Here is a 26013-nt window from a genome sequence, read left to right on the forward strand (position 1 = left end):
TGCAGATAGAATGCTGAGACCCGTCGAAATTGGCCACTCCATCTTGAATCAGTCTCAATGTCTGGGAGGCACTCTGAAGTGTGTAATGAACTAGGCCCGATTAAACCGCCAACGCCGCGATACGAAGTGGTTTTGCAGACCGGCTTGCGCGTTCCAATGCGGGACGGCGTTGAGCTCGCCACGGACCTGTATCGGCCTATTGGTTACACTGGGGAACTCGGGTCAATCCTTATCCGAACTCAATACGGTAAGACGCCCTATCGCTGTCCGGTTGAGCCTCGCCACAAAGTGGCAAGAATGTTTGCTGGACAAGGCTTCGCCGTACTTGTGCAGGAGCTTCGTGGAGTCTTCGATTCCGGCGGCGTATTCACCCTCATGGAGAATGAAAGGGACGACGGTTATGACACGCTGTCCTGGATTTCGCAGCAGCCATGGTCGAATGGACGCGTGGGCACATATGGGTGCTCGGCGCTTGGTATCGCGCAGGTTTTGCTGGCGCAGTTGTGCCATCCAGCCCACCGATGCGCAATTGCGCAGGGATCGGGCGGCGCGAACGGCTCTGCCGGAGGGCGATATCGCAACGGGGATCTCCGTCTCGGCGGTGCGGTGGAGGTTGCCGCGTTTGTCCCCTGGTTCCACCAAACCGCAGCGAAGGACCGGTCCCGAGTGCAACCGAAAAGCGATGAGGAGTATCAGCGGGCTTTCGCGTCGCTGCCGCTCGTCAACATGCTTAAGAGCCTTGGGGGACCGCCGACTGACTGGGAGGACTGGGTCTCGCGTGACCCAGGCGATCCCTGGGGGGATCGGAATGGGATGCTTAGCGAGGACTCGACCATCGACGTCCCAGCCCTGTTCGTGAACTCGTGGTACGACGTGGGGGCTGCCGACGCGCTTCACCAGCAGCGCGTTTTTAGTGCTCGCGGATTGAGCCCGGCGGCACGCGATCACCAACATATCATTCTGTCGCCAGCCACGCATTGTGGCACCGAGAGTCTCAAAGCCCCGACGGTTATCGGCGAGCGCGAGCTGGGCGACGCGCGCCTGGATTGCTGGCAGATCTACCTGGACTGGTTCGACTGCTGGCTGAACGACAAGCCCGACCGGATCGAGGGAATGCCCCGCGTCCAGTACTACGTGATGGGTCGCAACGAGTGGCGTGCCGCGTCAGAATGGCCCCCTCTTGGTGTGGAACTGCAGCACTGGTTCCTCCGCAGCGGCGGGAATGCCGCGACCCGTCTAGGCGACGGGACTCTTGATGTAGAGCCTCCGAGTGCCGACGAGCCGGCTGACACGTTTACCTACGACCCTGGGGATCCGGCGCCGTTCTTGGGGATGGACGGCGGGAAGTCAAGTGGAACTACTATAGGACCCCGCGATTACCAGGACGTCCAGCTTCGTCCAGACGTCCTCTGCTTCACTTCACCGCCCCTCACAGAGGGCATGGAGGTTACCGGATTTGTCCGGGCGGTCCTCTTCGTCTCTTCTTCGGCCCCGGACACGGACTTCGTGGCCAGACTGTTGGACGTACATCCCGATGGCCGTGCGATTGACGTGGTGGACGGGATACTGCGCGTCCGCTATCGCGAGGGCTTTGATCGGGCTGTTTTCATGGAACCGAGCGTTATATGCAAAATCGAGATTGATCTCGACGCCACAAGTAATTGGTTTCCGGCCGGCCATCAAATTCGCCTGGAAATCACTAGTTCGGCCTTCCCGCGGTTCGACCGCAACCTGAATACGGGAGGTAACAACTGGGACGAAACTGAATGGGTAGTGGCTCGGAACACGATTCATCACTGCGAGCAGTTCCCCTCCCACGTACTGCTTCCTGTGATGACAGCGATGGGGTCCCATGCCGGCAAGGCGAATTTGAACAGCTTGCCGCCTGGCTAGCCTACCTCCACTATTTCAAACAAACGGTGATAACAAGCTGCGATCGGTCGGGGAGCCCGTCGCTTCTCACATCAAGCAGCTTGCCCCATCGGCCCGCGTCAATCAGCATGGAATGGGGGTCCATGGATCGGCACATAATGGCGGTGAGACTCACAATTGATGTTTTGCACAGCGGCGTAGGCGCGCTGTCACATTGATTTAAGCAATAGGGAAATTGGGGTGGCAACGCGCCATCATTGAGTGCCGGACCTGCTAGAGAAGCACGGTTGAGTTTCTTTTCAAACAACTTAGCAACGGCACAGAGTTCATCGTTGTACTGTGAATGCGACGAACACACCACCGTGCAGATAGAATGCTGAGACCCGTCGAAATTGGCCACTCCATCTTGAATCAGTCTCAATGTCTGGGAGGCACTCTGAAGTGTGTAATGAACTAGGCCCGATTAAACCGCCAACGCCGCGATACGAAGTGGTTTTGCAGACCGGCTTGCGCGTTCCAATGCGGGACGGCGTTGAGCTCGCCACGGACCTGTATCGGCCTATTGGTTACACTGGGGAACTCGGGTCAATCCTTATCCGAACTCAATACGGTAAGACGCCCTATCGCTGTCCGGTTGAGCCTCGCCACAAAGTGGCAAGAATGTTTGCTGGACAAGGCTTCGCCGTACTTGTGCAGGAGCTTCGTGGAGTCTTCGATTCCGGCGGCGTATTCACCCTCATGGAGAATGAAAGGGACGACGGTTATGACACGCTGTCCTGGATTTCGCAGCAGCCATGGTCGAATGGACGCGTGGGCACATATGGGTGCTCGGCGCTTGGTATCGCGCAGGTTTTGCTGGCGCAGTTGTGCCATCCAGCCCACCGATGCGCAATTGCGCAGGGATCGGGCGGCGCGAACGGCTCTGCCGGAGGGCGATATCGCAACGGGGATCTCCGTCTCGGCGGTGCGGTGGAGGTTGCCGCGTTTGTCCCCTGGTTCCACCAAACCGCAGCGAAGGACCGGTCCCGAGTGCAACCGAAAAGCGATGAGGAGTATCAGCGGGCTTTCGCGTCGCTGCCGCTCGTCAACATGCTTAAGAGCCTTGGGGGACCGCCGACTGACTGGGAGGACTGGGTCTCGCGTGACCCAGGCGATCCCTGGGGGGATCGGAATGGGATGCTTAGCGAGGACTCGACCATCGACGTCCCAGCCCTGTTCGTGAACTCGTGGTACGACGTGGGGGCTGCCGACGCGCTTCACCAGCAGCGCGTTTTTAGTGCTCGCGGATTGAGCCCGGCGGCACGCGATCACCAACATATCATTCTGTCGCCAGCCACGCATTGTGGCACCGAGAGTCTCAAAGCCCCGACGGTTATCGGCGAGCGCGAGCTGGGCGACGCGCGCCTGGATTGCTGGCAGATCTACCTGGACTGGTTCGACTGCTGGCTGAACGACAAGCCCGACCGGATCGAGGGAATGCCCCGCGTCCAGTACTACGTGATGGGTCGCAACGAGTGGCGTGCCGCGTCAGAATGGCCCCCTCTTGGTGTGGAACTGCAGCACTGGTTCCTCCGCAGCGGCGGGAATGCCGCGACCCGTCTAGGCGACGGGACTCTTGATGTAGAGCCTCCGAGTGCCGACGAGCCGGCTGACACGTTTACCTACGACCCTGGGGATCCGGCGCCGTTCTTGGGGATGGACGGCGGGAAGTCAAGTGGAACTACTATAGGACCCCGCGATTACCAGGACGTCCAGCTTCGTCCAGACGTCCTCTGCTTCACTTCACCGCCCCTCACAGAGGGCATGGAGGTTACCGGATTTGTCCGGGCGGTCCTCTTCGTCTCTTCTTCGGCCCCGGACACGGACTTCGTGGCCAGACTGTTGGACGTACATCCCGATGGCCGTGCGATTGACGTGGTGGACGGGATACTGCGCGTCCGCTATCGCGAGGGCTTTGATCGGGCTGTTTTCATGGAACCGAGCGTTATATGCAAAATCGAGATTGATCTCGACGCCACAAGTAATTGGTTTCCGGCCGGCCATCAAATTCGCCTGGAAATCACTAGTTCGGCCTTCCCGCGGTTCGACCGCAACCTGAATACGGGAGGTAACAACTGGGACGAAACTGAATGGGTAGTGGCTCGGAACACGATTCATCACTGCGAGCAGTTCCCCTCCCACGTACTGCTTCCTGTGATGACAGCGATGGGGTCCCATGCCGGCAAGGCGAATTTGAACAGCATCGCTAGGTGTTTAGATTGTGGTATTCGGCTTTGCCCCCCGCCTTGAACGGGTTGTTTTGAAGTGCTGCGCTTCGAGATGATGACAAAACGTGGTCTGTGTGAACAGCCACAAGCATCAGGAAAGGAAGCGCAGCATGAAAAATTATGCCGGACTGGACGTCTCCGTGAAAGAGACCACCGTTTGCATCGTGAGAAGGGCGCCGAATTTGCCGAGAGATGAAGGTTGCTAGTCATCCGGACGATCTTGCTGACGCATTGAAGAACCCCGCATGGAATCTCGCCCGGATCAGGCTTGAAGCCGGCCCCTTATCCCAATGGTTGGTCTGGCGGCAGCCGGACTACGTGACCTGTATCGAGCCCCGTCATTCCAAGGCGTTCTCAAGGCACAGGTCAACAAGACCGACCGCAACCATGCTCGCGGCATCGCGCAGATATGCGGGTTAACCTGTTCCGGCCCGTGCATGTCAAGAGTAAGCGGTATTCTCGGGCCACGGCCTTGAGCTCGAGCTTGTTGATGTAGACCCAAGGCAGGAGATCGTCGATCTGGCTGTTGGGGTGGCCGTTGACGATCCTGGTGAGGACATCGGCGAGATAAGCCGAGCGGTTCGACACCATTGAGCTTGCAGGTTTCGATCAGCGAGGCGATGACTGCCCAGTGTTCGGCGCCGCCGTCAGAGCCTGCGAAGAGCGCGTTCTTGCGGTTGAGCGCGAAGACTGATTCATTATGCACCCCCTCTTCAAATGGCGGGAAACAGCGATTTCTGATTATCGTCGTTGATGATACGCGGAGATTTGCGCGCCAAATCGGCCTTGATCCGTTCATCTTCAAGGTCGCTGGCGCGGATCTGGTAGGGCGCGCCGCGCATGACCTGCTCGGCTGGTAATATGCCGTCCCTGACGAACCGGCGGATTTTGACGTGCGACACGCCAAGCTTCGCGGCCGCGTCCGACATGGTAAGCCACTCGCCGTTCTTGTCGGAAGACCGATAGCCGCTGATCTTGTGCACCGTGCGCAGGGATTGGACGCGTCGCGCCGTCCAGGTCTTTCCCTGACCCGTCTTCATGCCCATGCGGTTGAGTGTGGCGGCGATTTCGGCATCCGACCATCGCGTTGCCATGGATCGCATGACCGCCAGAGCCTCCTCAGGCGTACTCTGGCCATGCTCTCCGGATTTGGACTTGCGAACCCTTACCTGGGAATGCTGGCCCCCATGCCAATGGATGGTCAGGATCACATCGCGCGCGTCGTCATCGACGTCCGCCACAATGTCCTTGATGAGCGCGCGCAGCAGTTGCTGACGGAACCGCATATCGACACCCGGCGCATTCCAGGCGGCTTCGAGATCCTGGGCGAGGCCGGTGAAGTCAGGGATCGCGTCGACAGGCTCCATACGCTGGACTTCACTGAGCCGGGCCTCGCAGGTCTCCACGCGCCTGAGCCTAGCTTCCCAGTTCCTCTCGAGCTGGGCCGCTATAAGCCGGTTCTCCGGGTCGCAGGCGGCGTAGCGGCGCTCGGCGAGCGATGCCTCATAGCGTGCCTGCTGCAGGTCCATCTCGATCATCTGCCGCCGCCTGGCTTCGCTCTCCAGCTGCATCTGTTCAGCCTCCAACGCCGCCTCGATCGCCATCGGCGCAACCGCCTCCAAGGCTTCGCGGGCCACCGCCGCATCGGTGCGAAAGCCGTTGAACGACATGCATCGCGCCTGCGCCATCATGGTGTTCTCGCAACGATAGACCGGGTAACCTTGGCCACGTCCGGCATACGTGACAACCAGTCTTCGCCCGCATCGACCACAGGAGAGAAGACCCGGGAGCAACGCGCGACCGCCGCGGCCCGACTTGACGCCGCCGGCTTTGCCATAGGCGTTGGCGGCGAGAAGTTCCTGGTTCCGTTCGTACTCGCTCCATCCGATATAGCCTTCGTGATGCTCCTTGAGCACCACCGCCCAATCGCTGGCCGGCTTGTAATGACCATAGCTCTTGCGGACGCGGCCATCCACGATCTCGGTGCGCTTCTCGCTCTTACCATAGACATAAGCGCCGGCGTAGAACGGGTTCTTCAGGACGGAGATCACGTTGCGGTAGCGGACCGGAACCCAGGCGAAGGACACCATCTTCTTGCCGTCGGAGGGTCTGGGGAAATGCACGCCATCGTCGATCATCGAGATCAGGACCTGGCGGGCACTGCCGAGTTCGCGGAAACGCGCGAATATCAGGCGAATGGTCTCCTGCAGGCGTATATCGGGATCGAACCCGAGACCGTAATCCCGGTGCCAGACGTAGCCGAAGGGCACAGAGATGCGCAGTTCGCCGCGCTGTGCCTTGGCGCGGTCAGCTTCGTACATGCGAGCACGCAGCACCCCGAGTTCGAACTCGCTTATGCTCCCCTTCATGCCGAGCAGCAGGCGATCGTTCGGCAGTCCCGGATCGTAGACTCCGTCCAGATCGATCACCCGTGCATCGACTTCGCCGCACAACTCGAGCAGCCGATGCCAGTCCGGTCCGTTGCGAGACAGGCGGGACGCCTCCAGGCAAAGCACAGCGCCCACATGACCGGTGCACAGATCGTCGACCAGGCGTTCGAAACCGGGACGTTCCACAGCTCCACTTGCGGTGCGTCCCAAGTCCTCGTCGATCACCTCAACCTTGCGGAATCCCCAGCGCCGCGCGACGTCGACCAGCTCATATTGCCGACGCTGGCTCTCAAGATTGAGCTGCACTTGCGCCTGCGTGGACTGACGTACATAGACAACGGCCTTGCGCTTGAGGATGGTGGCCGGAATCAGATTACGGCTCGTCATCGCGGCTCTCCTCCGTCACGATACCGGCGGCGGCCATCAGCACATTGGCGAGCCGGGCGATCACGATCGTTCGTTGCGCTGCGCTCAGCCCGACTAGCTTGTGCGAGTCGAGCGCATGCTGAGCTGGCGAACGATCACGAGAGATCGTGTCGGTGGCGGCAAGGTTCTCATTTTGAGTCTCCCCGATGATGAAACCATCCGGAGAGCCTCGCCGGAAACGGCGCTGGATCAAGAGCTTGTTCAGTTCAAGCAGTGCAGCAAGCGACGCGCGCGGGGAGCCCAGATCCATTGCTGCGCACGGGACTTCGACCTCCTGCCCAACATGGGCAGAATGACCCCGAGATTGCGATCGGACGGATCGAGCGTTCGACGGTGTTGCTGTCGATCTCGATGCGGCCGTCGTCAAGGAAGTGCGAGAGGCCTTCCCAGCGTGAGAGCGTGTAGCGGATTGCCTCTGCGAGCTTGGTCTTCTGACTGATCAGGCCGAGCTTCTCACGCAGCCAGGGTTCGAGATCGGCGACGATGGCGCGGCTTTTGTCCTGACGCATCGCGCGGCGCTCGTTGGCCGATCGGCCACGGATGTCATCCTCGATCTTGTAGAGTTCGGCGATCCGTCTCAGCGCGTCACTGGCGATCGGCGCGGGACCGGCTGCTGCCAGTTCATAAAAGCGCCGACGGACATGCGCCCAGCAGAAGGCGAGCGTGACGCCGCTTTTGTCGGCCAGCACGCGATAGCCGCCATAGCCGTCGACCTGCAAGATTCCGGTGAAGCCTGCGAGATGAGCGATCGGACGCTCGGCCTTTCGGTCCGGCGCATAGACATAGGCGACGCCCGGCGGGTCGCTCCCCTCCCATCGTCGGTCATCGCGGGCATAGGCCCAGAGTTGACCTGTCTTAGTCTTGCCGCGGCCGGGATCGAGCACCGGCGCGGTCGTCTCGTCGGCGAAGAGTTTTGCCGAGGACTTCAGCTTGCCAAGCAGCCGCTCATGCACCGGACGCAGGTGCCAGGCGGCGCGGCCGACCCAGTCGGCGAGCGTAGAGCGATCGAGATTGATACCCTGCCGGGCGTAGATTTGCGCCTGACGATAGAGCGGAAGGTGATCGGCATATTTTGAGACCAGCACCTGGGCGACCGTTGCCTCGGTCGGAAGACCACCCTCGATCAGCCGGGCCGGCGCCGGAAGCCTGAACCACGACGTCCTCGCAGGCGCGGCAGGCATATTTGGGCCGGCGCACGACGATTACACGCAGCTGCGCCGGAACGATGTCGAGCCGCTCGCTCACGTCCTCGCCGATCCGATGCAAGCCATTGCGGCAGCATGGGCAGGCATGGTCCTCGATGTCGACGACCATCTCCACGCGCGGCAGATGGGGTGGCAGCGCGCCCCGGTTGGCCCGGCGCCTCGTGGCCTTTGCTTGCCGCTCGGCGGGAGCAGATTGCTCCTTCTCTTCCTCACCGGCGGCCTCGATCTGCTCCGCCTCTTCGAGCCCCAGCAGCAATTGATCCTCGGGGAGCGTCTCGGCACGCCGGCCGAAGCGGTGACGCTGCAATTCCTTGATGATCTGAATCAGACGGGCATTCTCGACGTCGTGCGCCAGGACCATCGCCTTCAGCGCGTCCGGATCGTCGGGAAGCTGGTCAGCCGTCATCGCCATGAACGGATCAGACCATATTCGCCGACAGCCCGCGACAGCGGAATCTAGGCTGATTCACTTCGTCGCGGGTCAGCCCGCCTGGGCTGGCACGCGGGTCCGGCGCGCCTCATGGACTCGCCGCCAGTCGAGACCTTCGAGTAGCGCCGAGAGCTGCGCGGCCGTCAGCCGCATCATGCCGTCATGCACTTTCGGCCAGCGGAACTCCCCATCCTCCAAACGCTTAGCAGGCAAACCCCGGTGCCATCCCAGAAGATCAGCTTGATCCGGTCAGTCCGCTTCGCCCGGAAGACGTAGACGGCCCCGCTGAACGGATCGGCCCCCATTGTCTCTCGCACCAGCGCCGCCAATCCCTCCGCACCCTTGCGGAAGTCGACGGGCTTCGTCGCCACCATGACCTTGACCGCACCCGTCGGCCCGATCACGACGTCGCCTTCAGCGCGCGGATCACTGCGGCCACCGTCTTGGTATCGGCGCCCCGGCCGACGCGCATCGCGATGCCGTCGATCTCAAGCTCGATCATGCCGGCATCTCGGGTGGCTTGCCGTTTCCGCTGCTTCGGTGAACGGCTGGCTGCAGGTTCCGCCGCCGCCACAACCGCCGGCACAAAGGCAGGAGAATCTTGCTGCACCGAAGCGGCCTGTTTGCGCGCTTCGCGGCGCCAGGCGAAGACCTGCTGCGGCCTGAGACCATAACGGCGGGCGACCTCGGAAATGATCGCATTCGGCTCCAGCGTCTCTGCGATGATCCGCGCCTTGTCATCCACCGACCAGTGACGCCGACCGCCGGCACCGTTGATCACCTCGAAACGCCGAAGCTGCCGCTCCGGGTCAAGCGTAAGGTCAAGTCCAGACACAAGCCGATCTCCGATCCCAATACAGGATCGGCAACCTCACAGATCGCGACCACTCCCGAAAGGTGGTCCGGAAACACCGCTCTGATGTCCGCTGTCAAGGTTTGGAACGCATGAGGTCGCCCGATCCGAGGAACGGCTGCTCATTCTGATGATCGCGCATGGGTGGGGAGGCGGAACTGAAGGACGTCGGTGATCAAGCTCTGATGCGCGGGTTGGCTACCGCATTCCCGATTGTGCGTCCGGGGCTGTTCCTATCTTACTGCGGGCGTCGGTCGATTTGCCGGCCACAAAGCGTCTGACGGGCATTCCCCTGCCGTGGTCCCGCCTCCGCCCATGCGCGATATGTGCGCCATCGCGGCGAGCGATCAGGTGACGCGCGCCTCCCTTGCGACTGCCCACATAAAGCCGACCAGTTCACGGGCGATCGCGGTGCAGACGACCGTTGTCCGTTTGCCCCGAGCGCTCAGCATGCGGTAGCGGGCTGTCAGGCGGGACTGCGCCTTCCAGGCGATCTCACGCACCTTCGGTGACGCCTGCTCCAACCGGTATAGCTTCGCCTTCCCGACCTTGGGCGGATGTCGATAGGTCCAGGCGCTCTCGACCAACATGTGGCGAACCCGACCGTTGCCTGCCTTTGTGATGCCGCCGCGCCGGACTGTCTCCCCGGTTGAGCGCTCGCCGGGGACCCGACCGAGATATCCCATGAGCTGGCGTGGGCTTTCGAACCGGCTGGCGTCGCCGACTTCGGTGACGAACGTCACGGCGACAATTAGGTCTACCCCACGCAATGTCTGAAGCGCCCACACGATCGGTGCCAGCGACCAGGCCGGGACGAACTCTTCGATCACACGCTCCAGCCGCTCGACCCGCTCTTTCGAGACGCGCACCGCCTCGACCATCTCCTGGAGTGCGATCTGATGCGCGGGATGATCGAACCTTGTTCCTGAAGCCAGCGTAGATAGCGCATCGTCCAGCTCTTCTTTCGCGGATAGCTACGGCCGTGCTTGAGCATGAATGCGCTCACCTGCTGGCGATGGACCCGCAGCGTCTCGACCGCGCCCGCCCGCGCGCGAACAAGATCCCGTATGGACTCGTGCCCTTCATCGGGAACCCACACCGCGGTCAGCTCGCCGGCGCGCAATAGTCGGGCAAGGGAAATGGCGTCTCGACGGTTCGTCTTCACCCGATCGCCGGGCTTCCTTGGTATCAATGATGGTGCAACCACGGTGCACTCGTGCCCGAGCGACCGGATCAGGCGATAAAGGCCGTACCCGGTCGGCCCAGCCTCATAGCAGAAATGCACGTAATCAAAGCGGCTGGCGATCCGGCCTATGACCCGCCGCATGCTGGTCGCCGACGCGTCGACCTCACCGAAGAACCGAACCTCTCCTTCCCGGCCTGCCTCCGCAATCGCAATAGCGTTCTTAAGCTTCGCAACATCGATTCCGACAAATGCTTCTCTATAATCCGCCACGGCTCGTCCTCCTGTGGTGAGGATCGGCTCGGCCCGTCCGAGCAACCCTCGGACGCGCAGTGTAGGGCGAGCCACCTCATCGGCAGAGGCGGACATACGGTCTTACTGTCAAGACGCTGACGACCCAGAATCGCCGGGCGCTGCTGACGGCCCTCAAGTCGCTTCAGGAAAAGGCCATCGCCATCGAGAACGACATCCGTGGCCTGTTTCGTAACTTCGGTCTCAAAGTTGGCATTGTCGACGGCCGGCAAATTCGCGGATCGCATCCGGGACCCTTCCGGTGACATTCCGGAACTCGAGACATCATGGAGACGTTGCTCACCGCCCGTCGGAAACTTTGCGAGCAGTTCACGGTGCTACACGAAAGACTGTTGTCGATCGTGAGGGGTGACACGGTTTGCAGGCGGTTGATGACCGTGCTGGGCGTCGGCCCTATCGTTGCACTGGGTTTCAACGCCACGGTCGATATTCCTGCCCCCTTCAGGAATTCGAAGGACGTGGGGCCGTATCTCGGTTTGACGCCGCGGTTACATCAATCAGGCTAGGATAATCGCGTCGGCAGGTCAGCCTAGGAAGCTTGAATGGGATTGACTTCAACACGCCGAATAGACAAGTCCAGGCATTTGGTGGAGCGGATTGAGAGTGAAGCGCTCGGGCTGGGAAGCCCATGCCTTGCAGATGAACTCGTAGGGTGAGACCTTTGAGGGCCTTCAGCCTGCGGCCGAAATTTGTAGGCCGCAACAAAGTCGGCAAGATGCCGACGCAGTTGGTCATGATCGTCGTAGTGGAAACGCTTGCCCGTCGCGTCCTTGATGGTGCGGTTCATTCGCTCGACCTAGCCGGTGGTCCAAGTATGCTTTGGCTTCGTGGTTCGAAGCACAGCGCGACGATGCGGCCCCCGAACGTGCTTGCGGGCTTCCTGGCGCCGCGACGAGCGCTTGCAGGCGCTGACGGTCGCTGGCCAAAACGGTGAAGGGGGATGCTATTGCGCATGCATCTAACTCGCACGCCAAACCGCAAAACGGAATCCCGAAATCGGACTCTTTTGATCCGATCAATCCACTATGAGACGCCGATTCCGAAATAGCGGGTGTGGGCGACATTGAGGATGCGATTGATCAAGCTTACGAAGCTGTGTCCGCCGGCCGTTGCAGCTGTGCCATAACTGGAGTGTATACCAAGGGCCGGCACCGAGTTCATCTCTAGGACAAACGGTTGGCCTGAGCGATCGATCCGGAAATCGACGCGGGCATAGTCCCGGCAGTGGCAGGCACGGAAGGTCGCAACCGAAATATCCCGTAACATCGTCTCAAGCCCGCTCTCGATTTTCGCCGGGCAAATCTTGGGCACCGCTGCGGCCGCCACGTACTTCGCATCCCAATTCATAACACGCGTTTCGCGGTCACCGAAGTCCTGCTCCACTAGAGGCAAAACTTCGGGCTCCCCGTTTCCGAGCAACGCAACGCAGATTTCCCGCCCCTCGATGTATTCCTCCACTAGCGCATCCTGAGCATGCTGCGTGACGATCACTTCGACGGCCTGCCGCAACTTAGAGTGTTCATGTATGATCTGCAATCCGAAGCTGCAGTCCTCCTCCCGCGGCTTCACTACCACTGGGAATCTCAGGTCGCCGGTGTTCTCGGTGCCGCGACGCATCACGCGAAAGTTCGGAGTCGGCACGCCCTGATCGCGGATGAGCATTTTGGTAATGACTTTGTCTCCCGTCAGCCCAATCCCGAAGGGGCTACATCCAGTGTATGGAACACCGGCCATCTCAAGCATGGCAGGAACATGAGTGTAACGCTTTTCGCCCTGAATTCCCTCCGCCAAGTTGAAGACCATTCCCGAGGGGCGACCTTGCGGATCAGGTGGCATGAACCGCTCGAGACTGGCGAGCAGTCCTTTATCGCCTTCACACACTACCGTCTCGTGGCCGCCCTCTTGAAGTGCCGCCACCACATCTTCCAACGTGCCGCTATGCGGCCAAGGCTGCGGCGGCTGCGGACAAGGCTGACCGAACCGGTTAATCACACCGTTGAAATCACTGTTCGTTACGATGGCTACTCGCATGAGCTATCTCCTTTGACGTTTGTCTGCTGTCACGAAACCAATGAAAACTGGATGGAGGCCAACCGCTATATCAACATTGACGACCTGCACGAGTACAAGAGGCTCGAAGCACCATGGCTGACCCTTTTCACAACCCCCTCCACAAACATAGGTCCACCACCCGGTTCCCTCTCCGGTTCCCGACCCTTTCCGCTGGCGGTGCTCTTTTTGCCCAAGTAGCTCGAAAGACGGCGAGTTGGGTTGCGGTACCATCAATAAAGCCTTATGCAGGGTTTATGCCAAAACAGATGATAACCGGCGGATGAGAGCGCTCCGACGCGAAATGATCGCTTCAAAAACCGTGCCAACCTCGCAAAATGCACGTCGGCCAGTGCTTTGAGTTTGATATCAAACTTACGGTCATATCAGGTACTAAACTGGCCCGCACAACCACTATGTCGCAGGCGCGACAAAATCCGACAGAGATCGTATCCCAGGGGACGAGCGGCGACCCATCCGCAGTCTTTTGACGCTCGCCGGTCCCTTACATCGAGCCCTGGCGTCCAGAATTGAAGTTGGGCGAAGGCGATCCGCATAATCGTATGCCCGGCCTGGCCGGCTTCAACGTGCGAGCGCTGCAGCAGTTTCAACAATGATGGCGAGTCGGCATAAATCTTCTTGAGAGGCTGGCGCTTAATCCCGGAACAAACGCGGCAATCAGCACTTCGCCTTGCTCATTTCGATGACGGCCATAGTGTTATTGCGCGCTTCAAAAGCTGGACAGCGATTCCGCTAATTCCCGGACAGCGTTTTCACAAAAGTCCGACAGTTCGTCGAGGTTGGTCCTCGGCAGCCTGGTTGCTGTAGGGCTGATTGATTTCGGTGTTCTCGGAGTCGGTCAAGAGGGCCGAGGCTTTTTTCTTCGGATGCTCTCGCCCTGAAGGGCGATGCGGTGTGCATTGTGCACGAGCGGTCGTGTATAGCGTCGGCGACCGTGCTGTCGTTAATAAGGTCGTGCCAGCTTGCCACGGGGACCTGGGCGGTGATCAGGGTGGATTTTCTCTGATAGCGCTCCTCGACGATTTTCGAAGAGGTGGAAGCGCTGCTGATCGGAGAGAGCATGGTTGCCGAAGTCGTCGTGGATGAGCCAAGTGGACACGGGTGAGCTTGTCGATGAGGCGGGGAAAGGAACCATCGATGCGTCGCTCTCGAACAGGATAACAGTGCGGCTTCGGAAAAGTCCGGACAGGCTTTCCGGTAATCTCAATGATGAGATCCGCGCCCGCCGTTCCAAAAAAAGGTTCGGCACGAAGCCCGCATTTTTTGCACTGGGCTTACGGCGTGCTGATCCACTGTTTCGTCATTACTATTCCCGAGCCTTGCAACCGAGCCGGAAGCGTCAGGCGAATGCAGGATTCCTGCGCTCGTAGAGCGTCCCAGCTTGGTCAGCACAACCTGACGATACGCGCCATCTTGGCGGCAAAGGCATTTGACGCAGCTGAATTGTCACGATCAGACGGCAGTTGGATCCTCATTGGATGGCCAGTGTTGCAAAAATCACAGGCTGGAGATCGGACTTGCGCCCTGGTGAATTTCCGCCACCGCATCGGGGTCGGTCTTCAACCCGGCAACTTCGACTTCCCAATTATAATAGAGACCGCGGCCGGGGCTTTGGCGGAGAGGGTCAGTCCTGGCGATGCCTCTCTCGAGCCGGCCTACATTGCAGCTGCCAGGCGGTTGGTTGAGCGCGGAGCCGTCGCGATAACCAGGGACTGCGGCTTCAGTATCTGGTGCCAGGCTGCACTGGCCACGTCTGTCAAACTTCCCGTGGCCATGTCGAGCCTGCTACTGGCGCCCACGCTCCTCCGGCAGCTTCCGGCCGGCGCAAAGCTCGCCGTCTGGCCGCAGACTCAAGACACTGCGGCGAAGAGCTGCTGGGCATGGATTCATCCGCAGGGGCAAGAGTAGCCATCGGCGGCATCGAAGGTAATACGCGGCCGGCTAGTGTTACCGAAATGGAGTCCCCGGGTTGCAGTCTGTGTCGCGACTTCGCGCCGCACATCCCAAGATTGACGCACTCCTATTTGAATGTACATTGTCCCCGATGGTGACGTCAGCAATCCGTCGTAGGACAGGACTGCCCATCTATGACGCCGCGCCCCTTTATCGAATGACATTCGCGTCCGTGGCTTGACCGCTTGGAGGCCGTCAGGTGCTTGAGCGCGGCAGTCTCAAGTTTTAAGGGGTGGCAGCGTGGAATCTGCTCCTCGCGAAAGAAGGAAGCCCCAGGCGACTTTCGATCGTATATGCCGCGGCTAGGACGGAGGTGTCGGAATAGCGCGCGCCGACCAGTTGTAGCCCGACGGGCAGCCCTTGATCATCCAGGCCCGATGGAATCGATGCTGCTGGTTGCTGGGTCAAGTTGAAAGGGTAGGTGAAGGGCGTCCAGTCCACCCACCCCTTGTAACTATCATCCGGCACATTTCGCCCGACGGGGAACGGCGCGATAGGCATCGTCGGTGTGACCAAGAGATCGTAATTTTCGTGGAACTTCGCCATCAGAGCGGAGAGCTCGAACCGCATCGCCTCAGCTTCCTGAAATTCGGTAAGGGTGATCTTCAGCCCGCGTTCGGCACCTTCCAGAAAGCCAGGATCTAGTAATTGTCTTTGCTGTTTGTTCATTCGTGACACAATACGGGCGGCGCCAGCGAACCAGAATGTAGAAAACACCTCCACCGGATCCGCAAATCCCGGATTGACTTCGGCCACCTCGGCCCCAAGAGCTCGAAGCTGGTCGATCGCATTATCGGTAACGTTTTGGATATCTCGCGCCACCTTGACATAGCCGAGGTTCCGACTGTAGCCGATCCGCAGGCCCCTGATGGTGGTCTTTGCTGGATCGGGGTCGAGACCTAGGTACGCCGGACCCGCATAGCCATCGCGAGCGTCCTTTCGTGCAATCACATTCATCATCAGGATCGCATCCGCAACGGTGCGGGTCACCGGCCCCAAATGAGACAGCGTTGTCATGGCGCTAGCTGGCCATTGCGGAACGATGCCGAAGGTTGGCTTGAAGCCGAAGGTCCCCGTGAAGCTCGCCGGTATCCGGATTGATCCCCCGCCGTCGCTACCCTGATGAAGAAAGCCAAGGTTGAGCGCAGCCGCAACTGCCGCCCCTCCCGACGACCCGCCTGGTGTCAGGTCAGGATTCCAGGGATTGCGGGTGATCCCGTAGACCGGGCTGTCTGTTACCCCTTTCCAGCCAAATTCTGGAGTGGTTGTCTTGCCCAGGATAACGCCACCGGTCTCACGGATACGGGCTGGAACAGGGGCGTCTTCAGTCCAGGGTCCCTCGGTGCTGCCGGACAATGAGCCACGTCTTGTCGGCCAGCCTCGTGTCAAGGTGAGGTCTTTGATGGTGGCCGGAATGCCATCTAGTACTCCGGCTGGTTCCCCCTTCATCCATCGACCCTCCGAGGCCCGGGCAGCAGACCTGGCCCCTTCGTGGTCGACGAGGCAAAATGCGTTCAGCGCCGGGTTGTTGGCGTCGATGCGGCTGAGACAGTCATCGACGACTTCAACAGGCGAGAGCTGCCGCCTTCGGTAGAGTTCCAGGCATTCGCACGCCGACAGACCCTCAAGAGATGTTGGCACGGATGAACGAGTTTTCATTTTACGAGGTCCGCTACATTCAAGCCTGGCATAAGACGGCAGTTATTCATTCGTTCTGCGGCCCTTGTCAGACCGATCATCAAGACGTCGGACGGGATCCCAACGTGTTCTCTACGAGCTTGATCCAGTACGATGTTCCATAAGGAATCGCCTCGTCGTTGAAATTGTAGGCAGGGTGATGCAGGCCGGCGCTGTCACCGTTCCCGCACCAGACGAAAGCACCCGGCCGCGCCTGCGCCAGGAAGGAGAAATCTTCCCCCCCCATTACCGGTGGCGTCTCGAGCACATTGTTTTCACCGGCCACGCCCTTGGCCGCGCTTCTCGCAAGGTCGGTCTGCTGGACCTCATTGAAGAGAATTGCGTCGAAGCTCTGAAATTTAATATCTATCTTCGCGCCGGTTATCTGGGCGATGCCGGCGACCACTTCGCCCACCCGCTCCTTCACGAACTTGCGCACCTCCGGCTTTAGCGTCCGCATGGTGCCCACCAACTCCGCTGTTTGCGGAACGACGGGGACTAGTCTCTGCCCGGACTGGAACTGGTGGAACGAAATTCCTGCCGAGTCGACAGGGTCAATGTTCTGAGCCAGGATATGCTGCAGGGCCGTCACAAGCTGAGCGCCGACCAGAATCGGATCGATGCATTCATGAGGCCTTCCAGGGTGCCCCCCTCGCCCTTCAATGCTAATTTCTATGCTATCAGTTGCCGCCATCACTGGACCTTGCCGGATTCCGAAGACACCTACCGGCAAGCCCGGACGATTGTGCATTCCGTAGATGTGCTCGATGCCGAACCGCTCCATCAAACCGTCATCTAGCATGGCAACGGCGCCGGTACCGATCTCCTCGGCAGGTTGGAAGATCATGACCGCCGTTCCAGCGAAATTCCGAGTATCGGCAAGATAGCGCGCGGCACCCAACAGCATCGCGGTGTGGCCGTCATGCCCACACGCATGCATCAAGCCCTTGTTCTTGGACGCATAGGGCAGATCGGTCGCTTCGTTGATCGGCAGCGCATCCATGTCAGCGCGCAATCCGATAACCTTTGGGTTACCGTCGCTCACGACGCCGTTGCCCTTGATGACGCCAACGACGCCGGTTTTGCCGATGCCGGTCGCGACGGCGTCGCAGCCGAATTCGCGCAGGCGCTCGGCGACAAATGCCGAAGTACGGGGGATGTCGAAGCCCAGTTCGGGATGTGCATGGATGTCCCGGCGCCAAGCCACTATCTCGGGGAGAAACTCTGCGACGCTATTGAGAATTGCCACGGGGACTTTCCTTTCTTGCCGGTTGCAGGCGAATTTCACGCTTTGTCCTTGCGAGAGCCGGGAGACCCGTTTCCGCGCTGCCGGGAGCACAGCATCCTCTGTGCGACGTAGGCACCCCAGCTATTCCGCCGACTGAAGCCGCTCCAATTAGCCGGGGACCGACAATCCTGAATTCCGCTCCGCCCAGAATGTAGCAAGTGCCAAAGAGCTTGGTTGCGCGAAGGGCGCCTTGGTCCCGCAGAATATCATCGTTTTTTGGTCATTGGCGCATAACACCTGCAGGCTGAGAGGAGGTGCCCTGGTATATATGCGGGACCATTCAAAATAGGACAGCCGACATTCAGAAGTGCGGGACAACTGCGACCCGCGGAAGGCGCGTGGTGGTTGCCTGGGCGGGCTCTTTTGAAGGCTACTCTTCAGCAATTGGCAGAGCAAACGACGCCTTGATCCGATCCATTACAACGATTGTCTTGAACCCCTTTACTTCAAGATGTTCGTAAAAAAAACGACGGGTAAACGCCTCGTACTCGGCCATGTCCTGAGCAGAGACCGTAATAATAAAATCCGCTTCACCCGTAACGTAGTAAGCGTTCATGATCTCAGGCGTCCGCCGAATTGCCTGCTTGAAACGATCGATGATATCGGCGCGATCGCGCTCGAGAGTGATGGATACCAGCAGGAGCAGGGGCCGACCGACGGCTTCCGGTGAAACTATGGCAACGTCCGCTTCGATGACGCCAGCGTCTCGAAGTCGCTTTAATCTCCGCTGACAAGCGGTAGCCGATAGTCCGGCAAGTTCGCCCAATTCCTCTGTCGTAAGGCGATTGTTGCGCTGCACGACGTTGAGAATCTTCCGGTCAATTCGATCCAGATCCATTCACAATCTCTGCTCATGATGATATCGGCCAATGCCAAGGCCGCCAGTCCGTACGTCCAAAATGTAGCAAGTGCCAAACGCCCTCTCGGCGCTAAAGTCGGTCCAAGTCGCAGAAAATCGGCGTTTCTTTCGCCATCTGCGCACAATACCGGCATAGTATAACTATCTGAGGGGTGCCGCTGAATCGATGGGCGTTGCTGGTGAGCAGTTGCGGGCCAGCGCAAGAACGGCAGATTCGATCGGGTGGGGGCGATCCCCGGTCGAAAAGATCCTACCGATCTCGTTGCTCAGGCGCAGAAAACATGAGTTGCAGCACGCTCGCATCAGTTCGAGGCAAGCGTGTTAGGGAGCGACATCACCAAGGGTGTCGGCGTTGCAGCATAAATCGGAGACCATGAGAGTCAGGCTATGAACCGGCCCCGGCTTTCGGATGCCTTACGGCCCTCGCGCGTCGGCCGCGAGTGAACTATGATCCGCATGGGTGTGGGGCTGGAGGAGAAGGTCGTCGGCTCAGTCAGGCTAACGTCGCTCCAAGCACTGGTAAGAAGCCCTATCCGCGGTCTGAGAATTACCCAAATTGATCTCTCGTGAGGCAGTTGTTGCAGCTGCATTCCGTCGAGACGCTTCAGTGATCCGCGAGAATGGCTCGCGATCTCTGCGTGAATCGCGGTTTGGCGCAGGAATGCGGCGTGGGAGACCGAATGTTAGACCAAAGTCGGCACGAGCACCGTGTAAAATGGGCAGGTCAGCGCAGACCAGTCTGGCGGCATTCTTACCCTTGCCGGAACGATCGCCTGAACAAGGTAGCTCAACCGCCGTCCGCACTCCCAGGAGAGAAAGCCATATGCTTCCCTTGGACATCCTCCGAAAGGAGTTTCCAGCCACAGCAAACGCCATCTACATGGATGTCGCGAACCAGGGCCTCATATCAAGCACAACATTGGCTTCAATCGAGCCTCATTTGAACAATCGGCTGCATGGCCTAAACGACGAAGAAAGAATGCTCGAACACGTCGAGCGTACTCGCGCTAGGTTCGCACAATTTATCAATTCAGATCACGATGAAATTGCAATTACCAAGAATGCATCGGAAGGCATCAACATCATCGCTAATGCGATCGATTGGAGAGATGGAGACAACGTCGTTCTATGCCCAAAATTGGAACACGCAAATAATATCTTGCCATGGATTCAGATCAGAGACCGCTACAATGTCGAGTTGCGAGTCGTAGAGCCGGATAACGGCTCAATTCCCCCTGATGCATTCGTAAAGGCGATTGATTCTCATACCCGCGTTGTTGCCTTGGCGACGGTGACGATGGTTCCGGGGTTTCGGACCGTCATGGAGCAGATATCCGAAGCCTGTAGGCACTACGGTGCATTTCTTTTGGCGGACGCGACGCAATCTGTTGGGATACTCCACACCGACGTCAATCGACTTGGCGTAGACGGTGTAGCAGTGTCCACTGTGAAGGGTTTGATGGGTCTTTATGGATCGGGTTTTTTATATTGCCGTAAAGAATGGGCCGATCGGCTGAGCCCGGCCTATCTTGCGCGCTTCAGCGTAGATTTCGGAAACGCGCCAGAATCAGCTCCGGTACCTAGTTTTGTAAAGTTGCGCTCTGGCGCGCCCCGCTTTGATATCGGGCATTACAACTTCCCTGGCATGTTGGCTGCATATGCATCAATGGGCCAGCTACTTGATATCGGAACCGAGGCGATCGACCAGAGCGTTACCTCACTCGCAAAACGTATGGCCACTGGTCTCTTAGATATCGGGCTTCCGGTCTGCGGCGGGCCACCAGGCGCTCACACTGGAAGTATCGTAGCCGTTGGCGATTCCAGCGATCTTGTTGAAGGGCGCCCAGTCGACGCCCGCATTCGGTCGCTTCACGAGCATTTCACGAAGAACGGGGTAATCGTCTCAATACGCAGAGGCATGCTCCGGTTTTCCCTGCATCTTTACAACACCGCCGATGAAGTCGATCGCGTAATCAATCTGGCCAAGAGCTGGTCGAAGTAAGAGCGACACGGCTAGTTCATGCACACAGGAGAGTACATGTCGACCCAGAGCGCCGAGACTATCGGACTTCTCCAAGATCTTATAAAGATCGAGAGCATCAATCCATCGCTGTCGCCAAAAGGTAGTGGAGAGCAAGGTGTAGCCAAGTTCCTCGAGGGTTTTTGCAAGGAGCGGAAGCTGGCTTACGGGATACAGGAGGTGGCCGATGGTCGCTCGAATTTCCTGACCTGGGTACCTGGGAAAGAACCCGATAGGCGTATTCTATTCATTGCTCATATGGATACCGTTCCTATCGATAGGTGGGAATCAGATCCATTCTCGGGTGAGCAACGGGACGGGCGAATATATGGGCGAGGTAGCTGCGACACAAAAGGCTCACTTGCAGCTATGTTGATTGCGCTTAGCTCACTTGGTGAACGGCAGCCCCGGGCCACGGTTGTTGTGGCAGCCAGCATTGACGAAGAGTACCGCAAACTTGGCGCCCGCGCTATAGCCGATTCCGGTGTCGCTTATGAGGGTGCGGTAGTCGGTGAACCCACCGAATTAGAGCTCGTTGTAGCTCACATGGGTTCTGTCCGCTGGCAAATCGAGGTTCAGGGTGTACCGGCTCATACGTCGAAGCCTCATCTCGGAGTGAACGCGATCACGGGCATGGCCAAGGTGGTATTGGCACTTGATGAGCACCATCGATCCCTTGTGTCTCGGGCGCAGCACCCATTGGTAGGGTCATCACAGCTGACCGTGAGCCTCATCGAAGGAGGTTTGGAACTTACCACTGTACCGCCGGTATGCCGTATCTGGGTCGATCGGCGTCTCATACCCGGGGAGCGGCCGCAGGACGCGTTGGCGGAGGTAGAAAGCATACTGGAAGGCCTTCGCCAGGGCGAAGACAAGATCAATGTTCGGTCATTGCTTCCCGCATTGGAAGACCCGCCTCCAATCAGTTCCGGGTCGAGCAAAATTGCAGCAGTCGCAGGAGCGGCTTGTGCCCACGTCGCGGGGACCGGAGAGCAGAAGGGAGCCACCGGCGGCTCGGATGCAAATCAGCTGTCATTGGCTGGGATCCCGTGTGTGATTATCGGACCCGGGCGTACTGCCCAAGCCCATACGAACAACGAGTTCGTTGAAATCGATCAACTGACCAAGGCTGCTGATTTGTACCAGAGAATCATGCTCACATATTAGGAGTGGCCGGCCTGATGGGGGTGCTCAAACCCCGTCCATTGGGCCGCGGACGCCCCGGATGCTGCATGAGCGTGGCGGCCGCAACGTCCCGATCTTCGCTGGTCTCGTCGGCGCTTCCCACGTAGATCTTGCCGCCCGTGCTTGAAATTCTGTTGCGACAGGCAGAGTGCGTCTTCACCATAGGGAGGGCATGATCTTCCACCGGAGACGCAGAGCCACCGAAAATTTGGCGCTCATATGCGGATAACGTACGGCAAGTGCCTAGGAAATGCAGATTTTCCGCGACAAGAAGAAATCCTCGGGGAAAACAGCCTCTTGTGACGTGATACGAAGAGAAAGTATGCGGACAGGACGAATGCCTGATCCGTTCGAGGAATGCCTGTTTTGAAGGACTCGACGAGATGAAATATGAGAAGCCATTTCCGCCCGAGGAGTTTCGGCGTCGTGTTCATGACGTGAAGCAGCGGATGGAGCGAGCGGGGCTGGACTTGCTGATCTGCCAGGATCCCGCGAATATGTATTGGCTTACCGGCTTTGACGGCTATTCGTTCTACGTGCCTCAGGTGGTCTTAGTGCATCTCCAGTCGGACATGCCCCTCTGGTTCGGACGTTTCGTCGATGTAAATTCCGCTTATATAACGACGGATCTGCCTAGAGAAAATATAAGCTCATTTTCCGATCATAGACTTCAACATCCAGAATTACATCCATTTGACGATCTTTGCGAGCTTATCAATTCGCGCGGCTGGGGATCTGATCGAATCGGTGTCGAGCTTAACGCCCACTTCTATACTGCCCGAGCACATCAACATCTCGTCAAAGGCCTTCCGAATGCAAAATTCTCTGATAGCCGCGAATTAGTCAATTGGGCACGGCTTATAAAATCTGACCTTGAACTAGTCTACATGAGAGAAGCGGGCCACCTTGCAACGCATACGATGCAGACGGCAATCGCTAACCTAAGGCCTGGAGTGCCGCAACATGAGGTCGTCGCGGAGGTGTACCGGGCCCAGACACGAGGGGTGGACGGTAAATATGGCGACTCTAGCGGTCCTCCTCTTATCCAGACTAGCGAACAAACGAACGCTCCGCACCTCAGTTGGACCGAGGAGCCCTTGCCGACCTCTGGCCTGGTTCTCATGGAGTTCGGCGCCACCCGACGCCGCTACTGTGCGCCGCTGTGCCGCACCGTCCACATCGGAAAGCCACCCGCAGAGGTCTCGCGTCTTGCTGAGGTTATAGTGGAAGGCGGGGATGCTGTGCTCGAGATGGCAAAGCCTGGTACCGTCGTTGAGGAGCTTAATGCGGTGTGGCAAGATATCCTCAAGCGGAACGGGTATATCAAGATAGGCCGCTCCGGCTATTCAATCGGACTCAACTTCCCGCCGGAATGGGGCGAACGCACGGTTAGTATTCGCGCGGGCGACAAGACCATCCTACAACCAGGAATGTGCTTCCATTTTCAGTCGGGGGTTAGGCTCGAAGGGTTCGGCGCCGCCATCTCTGAATCATTTATTGTAACCGAAAGGGGCGGTGAGCGATTGGCAGATGTTGATCGCCGCTTGATCGTCGTGGACTAGGTGATTTGGATGTGACCCAAATCGTTTTGCGATCTCACTGGGTCCGTTCGAAGCCGGTTGAAATTTGTTTCTGCGGCGAGCGGATGAACGGATCTAGCTTAAGGACGGCGCTGTCTGAGAGGTGCGGCATGCCCAACCTCTGGGACAGGAGAATCTCGCCTAGCACATGAGTTCTCTGCATCAGCGGAGATTAAGATCCGTAGGCCGAAATGAGCCACCTGTGACGCGAGCGCGGCGTGAACGTTGCCCCATTCTACAAATGCGCGGATGACGCAAGAGGACTTAGCTTTTGAGGAGCATTGAGGACGAGTTTACGCGCGCCTGAAGCGGGCTCTTGCCAACCCTGCGCGCCGGTGGGAACGCGAGTATGGTCCGCCCCGTCCGTGCAACACGTCGCGACATCAGCACACGTTGTTCCCGATAGATGGCTCGGCAGCGAAGCTCGCCTTTTGCCCGGGGCTCGCTTCATCCTTTTCTGCTGTTTCGTGCGACTTCACCACTTCACCAAGTGAATGTCTGGGTTATCGCGGGGACCTCAATTTCGGGACCCCAAGACCTCCTTCCGAATGAAGTCGTCCGCGATGCCATCGTGTCTGAAGCGGTCGCGGTCACCCTGCACAGTGCCGGACGAAAGTAGCCTTGCGGCGAGTTCCGTCTAAGATTCGAGGCGGTTGCGCCTGCGTCAGTGCGCCTGATCGGTGTCGGTCGAGAACTTAATGCCACGAGGCCAGATCGGGAACTCGGGATCGGGAGATCGGCGCTGGAACCAACTACTTTCCGCGCCGCCGGCGACCAGCGCGACCTTCGCTCGCGGTCGCTAAGCCTCCTGGCAAGTGAAGTTGTGAGCCGTGTCCAATTCTACGCGAATTGGCTGCTGTTTGCAGGAATGCAGCTAAAGGGGCATCAACTGCGCTGCCGATCGGCGCTGTGGCAGCAATAACCTAAAGGCATCAGCATACCATTGGAGTCTTAGATGAGGGGTACGTCAATCACGGCATTACGCAGGCTCAAACGGCCAGACCTTTTGCGTGGTGATGCGTATCTGAACGGCGCCTGGCTCTCCAAATCAGATACTCTTGCCGTGTTTGATCCTGCCAGCGGTGACGAGATCGCTCAAGTTGCGGCTTGCGCAGACGCCGACGTTGACGACGCGGTCCATTGCGCAAGAGCAGCGTTCCTCAAGTGGCGCGACATGCTTCCGTTACAGCGTGGTGCATATCTGCGGAAATGGGCGGCAGGCATGCGGGAGAGCGCCGAAGACCTGGCTGTCATCATAACGGCCGAGCAAGGAAAACCGATTGCTGAAGCCCGCGGCGAAGTTTCATACGCTGCCGGCTTTTTAGATTGGTTTGCAGGGGAAGGGGAGCGGGCTTACGGCGAAACGATTCCCAGCCATCTCCCCGCAAGCAGGCTGGCCGTGCATTTGCAGCCGATCGGGGTGACTGTCGCCATTACGCCATGGAACTTCCCAGCGGCAATGATCACCAGAAAGGCTGGAGCTGCACTGGCCGCTGGCTGCACAATGATTGTAAAGCCGGCACCCGAAACGCCACTGTCGGCCCTCGCGCTTGCCCGCCTTGCCGGGGATGCTGGCATTCCGCCCGGCGTGTTTCAGGTGATCACGGGCGAAGCTCCGCCACTTGCCAAACGGCTGTTGTTGCATACCCACGTGCGTGCGTTCTCTTTTACGGGCTCCACCGAGGTCGGCAGAATCCTTCTCGAGCAATCCGCGAAGACAGTGAAGAAAGTCTCGCTCGAACTTGGCGGCAATGCTCCTTTCATCCTTTTCGGCGATGCGCCGATCAACGCTGCGGTCGCCGGTTGCATGGCAGCCAAGTTCGCGACATCCGGTCAGGACTGTCTCGCGGCAAACCGGATTTATGTGCAGCGAGAGATTTACGAGCATTTTACGGAAAAATTTGCCGAGGCCACCAGTAAACTAAAGGTCGGGCACGGATTGGAGCCAGGTGTCGACATCGGTCCGATGACAAAGACGTCTGGTGCTGACAAATGCAGGCACCAGGTTTCTGAGGCTCTAGCAGCCGGGGCTCGAATGGTAGCAGGCGCACAGCACAATTCGCTTGGCGGGAACTTCGTCACGCCGGCCGTGCTTGCTAATGTGACCGATGACATGGTGATTGCGAAGGACGAAACGTTTGGACCTGTCGCTGCAATCCTGCCCTTCGACGACGAACGGGAGGTGGTCGCGCGAGCCAACAATTCCGAGATGGGACTTGCGGCCTACGTCTATACCCAAGATCTCAACCGAGCCATGCGGCTCTCCGACCGGCTCGAATATGGCATGGTTGCCGTGAATACTCCAAAATTTACGGGGCCGGGCATTCCGTTCGGCGGCTGGAAACAATCCGGCCTTGGTCGCGAGGGCTCAAGGCACGGTCTTATCGAATATCTCGAACCCAAATACCTCTGCATCGGCAACATCGCGGCCTGAAAGGAAGCA

Annotated in this window: 16 protein-coding genes and 6 pseudogenes; 9 read left to right on the forward strand and 13 right to left on the reverse strand. The window is 58.9% G+C overall.

From position 1 onward, the window contains the following. The first annotated feature begins 156 nt into the window (after positions 1-156). The 3 genes and pseudogenes from CK219_RS22945 to CK219_RS32265 all read left to right on the forward strand — a co-directional run. Positions 157-1893 carry a CocE/NonD family hydrolase gene (locus CK219_RS22945; protein ID WP_245340586.1) on the forward strand — a complete coding sequence of 579 codons (1737 nt, stop codon included), beginning with the start codon at positions 157-159 and terminating at the stop codon, positions 1891-1893. A 498-nt stretch (positions 1894-2391) separates the two neighbouring features. Continuing rightward, positions 2392-4161 (forward strand): CocE/NonD family hydrolase, encoded by a 1770-nt coding sequence (locus tag CK219_RS22950; RefSeq protein ID WP_063169339.1) that lies wholly within the window; start codon positions 2392-2394, stop codon positions 4159-4161. Between the two features lie 88 nt (positions 4162-4249). Beyond that, positions 4250-4587, forward strand: a pseudogene (locus CK219_RS32265) (IS110 family transposase); the annotation flags it as partial. Between the two features lie 44 nt (positions 4588-4631). Here CK219_RS32265 and CK219_RS22960 read toward each other — a convergent pair. The 7 genes and pseudogenes from CK219_RS22960 to CK219_RS22990 all read right to left on the reverse strand — a co-directional run. After that, positions 4632-4824, reverse strand: a pseudogene (locus CK219_RS22960) (transposase domain-containing protein); the annotation flags it as partial. Between the two features lie 28 nt (positions 4825-4852). Next, the gene (locus tag CK219_RS22965) at positions 4853-6916 is read right to left on the reverse strand and encodes a recombinase family protein (RefSeq protein WP_063169338.1); all 2064 of its coding nucleotides are present in this window, start codon (positions 6914-6916) and stop codon (positions 4853-4855) included. Then, the gene (locus tag CK219_RS31795; protein ID WP_063169337.1) at positions 6903-7205 is read right to left on the reverse strand and encodes a hypothetical protein; all 303 of its coding nucleotides are present in this window, start codon (positions 7203-7205) and stop codon (positions 6903-6905) included. Before CK219_RS31795 ends, CK219_RS22965 begins: the two co-directional genes overlap by 14 nt. Before the next feature lie 49 nt (positions 7206-7254). Continuing rightward, positions 7255-8572 (reverse strand): annotated as a pseudogene (locus tag CK219_RS22975) (IS66 family transposase); the annotation flags it as partial. A gap of 69 nt (positions 8573-8641) precedes the next feature. After that, positions 8642-8994 (reverse strand): annotated as a pseudogene (gene tnpB, locus CK219_RS22980) (IS66 family insertion sequence element accessory protein TnpB). Then, entirely contained in the window at positions 8991-9371 is a 381-nt protein-coding gene (locus CK219_RS22985) for a transposase (protein ID WP_199489649.1), read from the reverse strand. Before CK219_RS22985 ends, tnpB begins: the two are co-directional and overlap by 4 nt. A gap of 419 nt (positions 9372-9790) precedes the next feature. Next, a pseudogene (locus CK219_RS22990) lies at positions 9791-10995 on the reverse strand (IS110 family transposase). Between the two features lie 314 nt (positions 10996-11309). Here CK219_RS22990 and CK219_RS32270 point away from each other — a divergent pair. After that, positions 11310-11444 (forward strand): IS110 family transposase, encoded by a 135-nt coding sequence (locus CK219_RS32270; protein WP_224570036.1) that lies wholly within the window; start codon positions 11310-11312, stop codon positions 11442-11444. A 48-nt stretch (positions 11445-11492) separates the two neighbouring features. Here CK219_RS32270 and CK219_RS23000 read toward each other — a convergent pair. The 3 genes and pseudogenes from CK219_RS23000 to CK219_RS31965 form a co-directional block, all read right to left on the reverse strand. Further along, positions 11493-11773, reverse strand: a pseudogene (locus CK219_RS23000) (integrase core domain-containing protein); the annotation flags it as partial. A 188-nt stretch (positions 11774-11961) separates the two neighbouring features. Next, the gene (locus tag CK219_RS23005; protein ID WP_063169333.1) at positions 11962-12969 is read right to left on the reverse strand and encodes an ATP-grasp domain-containing protein; all 1008 of its coding nucleotides are present in this window, start codon (positions 12967-12969) and stop codon (positions 11962-11964) included. 771 nt (positions 12970-13740) lie between these two features. After that, positions 13741-14070: an ATP-binding protein gene (locus tag CK219_RS31965; RefSeq protein WP_272482847.1), complete on the reverse strand. Its 330-nt coding sequence runs from the start codon at positions 14068-14070 to the stop codon at positions 13741-13743. Between the two features lie 20 nt (positions 14071-14090). Between CK219_RS31965 and CK219_RS32620 the strand changes: the two genes are divergently transcribed. Further along, positions 14091-14378: a hypothetical protein gene (locus CK219_RS32620; RefSeq protein WP_164754281.1), complete on the forward strand. Its 288-nt coding sequence runs from the start codon at positions 14091-14093 to the stop codon at positions 14376-14378. A gap of 808 nt (positions 14379-15186) precedes the next feature. Here the strand turns inward: CK219_RS32620 and CK219_RS23020 are convergent. From CK219_RS23020 to CK219_RS23030, 3 genes are all read right to left on the reverse strand, one after another. Continuing rightward, a complete protein-coding gene (locus tag CK219_RS23020) occupies positions 15187-16620 on the reverse strand; it encodes an amidase (protein ID WP_063169332.1) in 1434 nt (477 codons plus the stop codon). Positions 16621-16699: 79 nt separating this feature from the next. Then, entirely contained in the window at positions 16700-17887 is a 1188-nt protein-coding gene (locus tag CK219_RS23025) for a M20 aminoacylase family protein (RefSeq protein ID WP_063169331.1), read from the reverse strand. A gap of 409 nt (positions 17888-18296) precedes the next feature. Continuing rightward, positions 18297-18764, reverse strand: a complete 468-nt coding sequence (locus tag CK219_RS23030; protein WP_063169330.1) for an Lrp/AsnC family transcriptional regulator — start codon at positions 18762-18764, stop codon at positions 18297-18299. Between the two features lie 844 nt (positions 18765-19608). Between CK219_RS23030 and CK219_RS23035 the strand changes: the two genes are divergently transcribed. From CK219_RS23035 to CK219_RS23050, 4 genes are all read left to right on the forward strand, one after another. Beyond that, on the forward strand, positions 19609-20787 hold the full coding sequence (locus CK219_RS23035; RefSeq protein ID WP_063169329.1) for an aminotransferase class V-fold PLP-dependent enzyme: 1179 nt from the start codon (positions 19609-19611) through the stop codon (positions 20785-20787). 36 nt (positions 20788-20823) lie between these two features. Beyond that, positions 20824-21972, forward strand: a complete 1149-nt coding sequence (locus CK219_RS23040; protein ID WP_063169328.1) for a M20 family metallopeptidase — start codon at positions 20824-20826, stop codon at positions 21970-21972. A gap of 401 nt (positions 21973-22373) precedes the next feature. Next, the gene (locus CK219_RS23045) at positions 22374-23552 is read left to right on the forward strand and encodes a Xaa-Pro peptidase family protein (RefSeq protein ID WP_063169327.1); all 1179 of its coding nucleotides are present in this window, start codon (positions 22374-22376) and stop codon (positions 23550-23552) included. 973 nt (positions 23553-24525) lie between these two features. Then, entirely contained in the window at positions 24526-26004 is a 1479-nt protein-coding gene (locus tag CK219_RS23050) for an NAD-dependent succinate-semialdehyde dehydrogenase (protein WP_063169326.1), read from the forward strand. Positions 26005-26013 lie beyond the last annotated feature (9 nt).

It is taken from the genome of Mesorhizobium sp. WSM4313 (assembly GCF_002294725.1).
Lineage (GTDB): Bacteria > Pseudomonadota > Alphaproteobacteria > Rhizobiales > Rhizobiaceae > Mesorhizobium.